Annotated in this window: 7 protein-coding genes; 5 read left to right on the top strand and 2 right to left on the bottom strand. The window is 40.4% G+C overall.

From position 1 onward, the window contains the following. Positions 1-131 precede the first annotated feature (131 nt). The 3 genes from ACW6QP_RS06320 (at position 132) to ACW6QP_RS06310 (ending at position 2,611) form a co-directional block, all read left to right on the top strand. Positions 132-1,355, top strand: coding sequence for a bifunctional alpha/beta hydrolase/OsmC family protein (locus ACW6QP_RS06320; protein WP_457910012.1), 1,224 nt, complete (start codon positions 132-134; stop codon positions 1,353-1,355). A gap of 98 nt (positions 1,356-1,453) precedes the next feature. Next, positions 1,454-2,047: a superoxide dismutase family protein gene (locus ACW6QP_RS06315; RefSeq protein ID WP_457910011.1), complete on the top strand. Its 594-nt coding sequence runs from the start codon at positions 1,454-1,456 to the stop codon at positions 2,045-2,047. Positions 2,048-2,176: 129 nt separating this feature from the next. Continuing rightward, entirely contained in the window at positions 2,177-2,611 is a 435-nt protein-coding gene (locus ACW6QP_RS06310) for a hemerythrin domain-containing protein (RefSeq protein ID WP_457910010.1), read from the top strand. A 34-nt stretch (positions 2,612-2,645) separates the two neighbouring features. On the opposite strand, the gene ACW6QP_RS06305 is transcribed toward ACW6QP_RS06310, so the two are convergent. Next, a complete protein-coding gene (locus ACW6QP_RS06305; protein WP_457910009.1) occupies positions 2,646-3,953 on the bottom strand; it encodes an NAD(P)/FAD-dependent oxidoreductase in 1,308 nt (435 codons plus the stop codon). A 132-nt stretch (positions 3,954-4,085) separates the two neighbouring features. On the opposite strand from ACW6QP_RS06305, the gene ACW6QP_RS06300 reads away from it, so the two are divergent. Both ACW6QP_RS06300 and ACW6QP_RS06295 read left to right on the top strand, forming a co-directional pair. After that, positions 4,086-4,580 carry an RNA polymerase sigma factor gene (locus ACW6QP_RS06300; RefSeq protein ID WP_457910008.1) on the top strand — a complete coding sequence of 165 codons (495 nt, stop codon included), beginning with the start codon at positions 4,086-4,088 and terminating at the stop codon, positions 4,578-4,580. A 6-nt stretch (positions 4,581-4,586) separates the two neighbouring features. Next, on the top strand, positions 4,587-5,225 hold the full coding sequence (locus ACW6QP_RS06295) for a hypothetical protein (protein WP_457910007.1): 639 nt from the start codon (positions 4,587-4,589) through the stop codon (positions 5,223-5,225). A gap of 56 nt (positions 5,226-5,281) precedes the next feature. Here the strand turns inward: ACW6QP_RS06295 and ACW6QP_RS06290 are convergent, their stop codons facing one another. Then, positions 5,282-6,124 (bottom strand): DUF2911 domain-containing protein, encoded by an 843-nt coding sequence (locus ACW6QP_RS06290; protein WP_457910006.1) that lies wholly within the window; start codon positions 6,122-6,124, stop codon positions 5,282-5,284. Positions 6,125-6,222: the final 98 nt, after the last annotated feature.

The raw sequence follows: 6,222 nt of genomic DNA, 5'->3' as shown, positions 1-6,222 counted from the left end.
TACCATGAAAATAATACTATCCTGAATTATTTCCAATAAAAAAGAGACTGCCTTTTCAGACAGCCTCTTTTGCTTTTATTTAACGCCTTATCCCTGCCATAATGCGTAATTTAAGGATTTAAAGCAGCATTATGAAAACCGATAAAGTTCACTTCAAAAATAAAAATGGCGACCAGCTGGTAGGCTACCTGGAATTACCCTCTAATACAAAACCAAAGAGTTTTGCGCTTTTCGCCCATTGTTTTACCTGCAATAAAAATTTTTTCGCGCCAAAAAACATCAGTCGTTCCTTAGCTGAATATGGTTACGGGGTGTTACGCTTCGATTTTACAGGCCTGGGAGAAAGTGAAGGCGATTTCGCCACTTCAGGTTTTTCGGCTAATGTGGAAGATTTGATTGCTGCCGCCAGGTTTTTAGAAAAAGAGTACAAGGCTCCAGCTCTATTGGTAGGACATTCTTTAGGCGGCGCTGCAGTATTATATGCTTCCGAAGCAATAAAATCGGTTAAAGCGGTGGCAACCATAGGCGCTCCCTCAACTGTGCAGCATGTAGAGCAGCATCTAAGGGGAAGCATCGATGAATTAAAGAAAAATGGAAGTGCCGCAATTAATATTGGAGGTCGGGATTTTAATATCACCGATAAATTTCTTGAAGATATTCGTAAACACAGGCCCAGGGATTTTATGAAAAACTGGGGAAAAGCGCTCTTGATTTTACACTCACCGGGAGATTTGATAGTGGGTATAAAGCAGGCAGAAGAGCTTTATCTCGCGGCAAAACATCCCAAAAGCTTTGTTTCTTTGGATAAGGCCGATCATCTATTGTCATCGAAAAGCGATGCCATCTACACTGCCGGGGTTATTGCTGCCTGGGCCAAAAAGTATGTGGTCCTGGAAGATGAAGAAATCAATGCGCCCGCAACCCAACTACAGGTGGTGGCAGCTTTGGGAGACCAGGGTTACACCACACAGTTAAAAGCAGGAAAACATCACTTTATCGCCGATGAACCCGAATCTTTAGGCGGAAATGACTTTGGTCCTACTCCTTACGATTTATTATCGGCCTCTTTGGCCAGTTGCACCTCTATGACCCTTCAAATGTATGCCCGCCGAAAGAAATGGCCTTTAGATTATGTGGAAACCCACGTGAAATATTCCCGGCAACATGCCGAAGATTGTGAAGATTGTGAAATAGATTCAGCTAAAATCGATCATTTTGACCGGCAGATTAAAATAGAAGGAGATTTGGACGATTCCCAAAGAAATAAGCTGCTGGAAATCGCAGATAAGTGTCCGGTGCACAAAAGCTTAACCTCTCCTACAACTATAAAAACGAAAAACCTGGAGAAATCATGAATTTTCAGGCTCATGTTAAGCTATCCTTAAATAGTTTGCAGAACCTGAATCAATCTATAACTTAGTAAAACATTAAAATGAAATTAAACCAACCTATTATGAAACGCATAAGTTTAAGTCTCATACTTTGTGCAGGTCTTGTTTTTACAGGCTGCAAAAACGAGAAAAAAGAAGAAGAGAAATCTATGGAAGAAAAAGATCGCACCGAGATGAAAGGCGATCGAAAAAGTTCTGAAGAAGTTAAAAAAATAACTGTTAGCCTTGAACCAAAAGGCGGAAGTGAGGTTGAAGGAGAAGTTGTATTCCGCGAAGAAAATGGTACGGTAACTATGACCGCAATTATTAGCGGCCTGGCTGAAGGAGAACACGCCATTCACCTCCACGAAAAAGCCGATTGTTCTGCCGATGATGGCTCTTCGGCCGGAGGTCACTGGAATCCAACCGGGCAACCACATGGAAAATGGGGAGCTTCAGAAGGCTATCATAAAGGAGATATAGGAAACTTCACAGTTGATGCCAACGGTAGAGGCAGTGTAAACTTTAGCACCGATGAGTGGTGTATAGGTTGTGGCGACAAGAATAAAGATATTACAGGTACTTCGGTGATCATTCACGACGGTGTTGACGATTTCACTTCTCAACCCTCAGGAAATGCAGGAAACAGAGTAGCCTGTGCCGAAATTAAAAAGTAAATCATTTTTTCAATTTTCGTTTTTAGAGCGGCCCTTTTCGGGGTCGCTTTTTTTAATTGAAAGTATTAAGTTTTCTTTTGGAAACAGAAATTCTGGAATTAGTAAATTGAATCTTTTAAAATCCAACCTATGACAATATTTGAAGCCTTACGCCAGGAACACGAAATTCAGCGGGAGCTGGTGGCAAAACTTGTAGAAACCCACGGCGATACAGAAGAGCGAAAAAAGATCTTTGAACAGTTAAAACACGAGTTGAAAATTCACGCCGATGCTGAAGAACGGCACTTTTATATTCCGCTGATTAAAAAAGATCTTACCCAGGAAAAAGCAAGACACAGCGTAGCCGAGCATCACGAAATGGATGAACTTATCGAGCAACTCGAAGATACCGAAATGGATGCCTCAAACTGGCTTAAAATTGCCAGGGACTTACAGGATAAGGTTATTCATCATTTAGATGAAGAAGAGCATGAAGTTTTTCAAATGGCGGGTAAAGCCTTAACAGAAAAACAAAAAACCGACCTGGCAGAAGATTATAATAAAGAAATTAGAAAACACAGATAGAAAATTAAAACAGGAGCTTCGGCTCCTGTTTTTTTTAAGTCTTATCCTTATCTACCGACATTTGTTTCTCATAACCTTTAAAGGGTCTTATGATTAACCTGGAGGCTTTATCGTAATTCACATAATTATAAAGCCAGTTAAAAAAGGTTACCAGTCGGTTTCTAAAGCCAATTAAAAACCAGAGGTGAACAAACATCCAGATAAACCAGGCCAGAAATCCGCCAAATTTCATCTTACCTAAATCAACAACAGCCCTGTTGCGGCCAATTGTTGCCATAGTTCCCTTATCATTATATTGAAAAGGTTTAAGCTGTTCTTTTTTCAGCATTCTAACCAAATTGCCGGCCAGGTGTTTTCCCTGTTGTATAGCAGGCTGTGCTACCATAGGGTGCCCTTTGGGATAGTCTTCGGTTTGCATAAGTGCTATATCCCCTATGGCAAAAATATTATCATAACCTTCAACCTGGTTAAATGCATTTACTTTATAGCGGTTTGCCTGTTCTACTATAGCCGAGGCGTTTAAACCCTTTACCGGTGCCCCGGTAACCCCGGCCGACCAGATAAAGGTTTCACTCTTAAGCTCCAGGTCGGTATTGGTTTTTACCACGAGTCCGTCGTAGCTCTCCACCATTGTATTGAGATGGATTTTCACCCCTAATTCTTCCAGGAATTTATGGGCTTTTTTAGAAGATTTTTCACTCATTGGTGGCAGGACTCTATCCAAACCTTCGAGCAAGTGAATGTTCATTTCATTGGCGTCGATATCGGGATAATCATTAGGCACTACCTGATTTCTAAGTTCGGCTATCGCACCGCTTAATTCAACCCCTGTAGGACCTGCGCCCACCAGTACAAAATTGAGCAGGGATTTTCTTTTTTCGGGATCATCGGTAATCACGGCCTGCTCCAGGTTTTCAAGTATAAGGCTACGAATGTTCAGGGCTTGCGGCACGGTTTTCATCCACATCCCGTTTTCTTCGATACTTTTATTTCCGAAGAAATTGGTTTTGGACCCTGTAGCCAGCACGAGATAATCGTAGGTTAAAGAACCAATACTGGTTTCAATTATATTTTTTTCAGCATCTATAGAGATCACCTCCCCCATTCTAAACAGGCAGCGTTTGCTGGCCCGGGTAATTTTTCTCCAGGGAAATGCAATCGAGTCGGGTTCCAGGCCCGAGGTAGAAACCTGATAGAGTAAAGGCTGGAAAGTATGGAAATTGTTTCGATCGAAAATAATGGTTTGAAAATCTTCTTTGAGCATTTTTCTGGCCAGGGCCATTCCGGCGAAACCTCCTCCAATTATCACCACCCTGGGTAAATCTATATTAGGAACATTCATATTCGGTTGATTTTTCTCAAATTTACCAAATATGGGCGGTGGGCAGAAGAATTTCCTTTCCATTAACTAGAAATTATAGTTTTTTGTAACATTGAACTGCATTAGCATACCAATAGTTACTAACCCGGCAGTGTGAGTAAAGAATTAGAACATCAGTTCGTAAAAAACCTGGAAGAGAATCAAAATATCGCGCATAAAATTTGCCGTATTTATACCAATGATCAGGATTCGCATAATGATCTTTTTCAGGAAATAGTAATTCAACTTTGGAAGGCTTATCCCAAATTTAGAGGGGATTCAAAATTTAGTACCTGGATGTACCGGGTGGCCCTGAACACTGCCATAACCCTATACCGTAAAAAGAAAAAACATATAAAAACCCAGGATTTCGATTCGGTAGATTTCAAAATTAAAGCTGAAGAATATGATGACGCAGTTGAACAACAACTCAAACTCTTATATTCGGCGATTAAGGAATTAAACGATATCGAAAAAGCCCTGGTCTTCCTATACCTGGAAGAAAAAAATTACAAGGAAATTTCTGAAACACTGGGAATTTCTGAAGTGAATGCGCGAGTGAAAATGAACCGAGTGAAAACTAAATTAAAAAATATACTTAATCCCTGATTTTAGATGGATGAATTAGACCTATTAAAAAAGGACTGGAAAAAACAGGAAGCAACCCTACCCCGGCTTTCTTACCAGGATATCTATAAAATGCTGTGGAAGAAATCTTCTTCTATAGTAAAATGGATATTTATTATCAGCATCCTTGAATTACTTTTCTGGGGGGTATTGAATGTTTTCCTGGCCGATGGTCAATTCTGGAAACAAATGGAGCTTATTCATTTAAAAGAATTTACCATTGCTCTTTACGTGGTTTCTTACCTTGTAACTTTCTATTTTATCTATAGATTTTATCGAAACTACCAAAAAATATCGGCGACCGATGATGCAACAACCTTGATGACCAATATCTTACGCACCCGTAAAACGGTGAAATGCTATATCGCATTTATAATAATTTCAACGGTTATTTCGTCTTTGGTGTATACCGGCTTTATGGTTTACTACCACATCAATCAAACGGTGGTAGATGACCCGTCTAAATATACTTTTACCACAACACAGTGGCTAATCTTTGCCGGCGGCATGTTATTCGTAATGGCCATTTTTATTGGTCTTATCTGGCTGTTCTATCGAGTGGTCTATGGCATCCTGCTTAAAAACCTTTACCGAAATTACCGGGAGTTAAAAAAACTTGAAGTATAGCATAAAAAAACGGGAAGCGATCGCTTCCCGTTTTTTTTTAATTTCAATTGAAATTTTTAATTTTCCCACTCGGCAATAGACTCCTTATTCATTTTAACATAATCGGCATTGCCGGCTTTTTCAGCTTTTTCAAGAGAAAGTTTGGCAGTGGCAATTGCCTCTTTCTTTTTTCCAAGATCGGCTTCTATCAAAGATTTTCTGCGCAACACCCAGTAAGCATCTGGATTACCCATTTCAACCGCCTTCTGAATCCATTCATAAGCCTTATCAAGATCTTTACCTTCGTCGTGATAATAGCTGGCAGCGGCAAAATAATCGCCGGCTCCGGGACCTTTCATTACACGTTCAATACTGGCCATAGCCCGCTTTTCAGTGGGAACTTCAATTTTTAAGCTGGCTACAGTTTGATCCCAAACGATATTTAGCATTGCCGAATCGTTCGTAAGATCATCAATCATAATGGTAAATGTTTCCATAGAAAAAGGGAGTTCATCAACTTCGGCCATCGCTTTTGCAGCTACTTTGTCTTCTTTCCAATCCTGCGGATTTCCCCAATTATTGGCATCCTTATAAAAAATCACCTCCCATTGGTTTTCGTTCGGGATGGTATACAAAGCATAAGTTCCGGCAGCCAGCTCCTTCCCTCCTACTTTCACATCGTCGCTAAAACTAATTTTTGTATTGGCGTTTGCCCCGGTGCGCCATACTTTTCCATAAGGCACCAAATCCCCGAATATTGTTCGTCCCCGCACACCGGGCCGGGAATATTCCAGTGTAACATCGGTAAGACCAACTTTCTGTTCTACTTTGGTAAACGGGCTGGGCTGTGGCGCTTCAATCTGAGCCTGCATCGCGAAAGAACCTGCAATAAATGCCAGGAACATAGTTATTTTTTTCATCGTATCTGGTTTTGTAGTTATTCCCAAATATACCAAGAAGCCTGCATACTACATAAGTTCGGCAATTTAAATTTTGTTTAACTATAATTATTTTATTT

It is taken from the genome of Salegentibacter haimaensis, from assembly GCF_054121495.1.
Note: the sequence above shows the minus strand (reverse complement) of the source record. Positions and strands in the feature narration are given on the sequence as shown.

What these genes read in the sequence shown, in the direction of transcription:
- ACW6QP_RS06320 (WP_457910012.1), top strand. Translation starts at nt 132, where the DNA reads ATGAAAACCGATAAAGTTCACTTCAAAAATAAAAATGGCGACCAGCTG.
- ACW6QP_RS06315 (WP_457910011.1), top strand. Translation starts at nt 1,454, where the DNA reads ATGAAACGCATAAGTTTAAGTCTCATACTTTGTGCAGGTCTTGTTTTT.
- ACW6QP_RS06310 (WP_457910010.1), top strand. Translation starts at nt 2,177, where the DNA reads ATGACAATATTTGAAGCCTTACGCCAGGAACACGAAATTCAGCGGGAG.
- ACW6QP_RS06305 (WP_457910009.1), bottom strand. Translation starts at nt 3,953, where the DNA reads ATGAATGTTCCTAATATAGATTTACCCAGGGTGGTGATAATTGGAGGA.
- ACW6QP_RS06295 (WP_457910007.1), top strand. Translation starts at nt 4,587, where the DNA reads ATGGATGAATTAGACCTATTAAAAAAGGACTGGAAAAAACAGGAAGCA.
- ACW6QP_RS06290 (WP_457910006.1), bottom strand. Translation starts at nt 6,124, where the DNA reads ATGAAAAAAATAACTATGTTCCTGGCATTTATTGCAGGTTCTTTCGCG.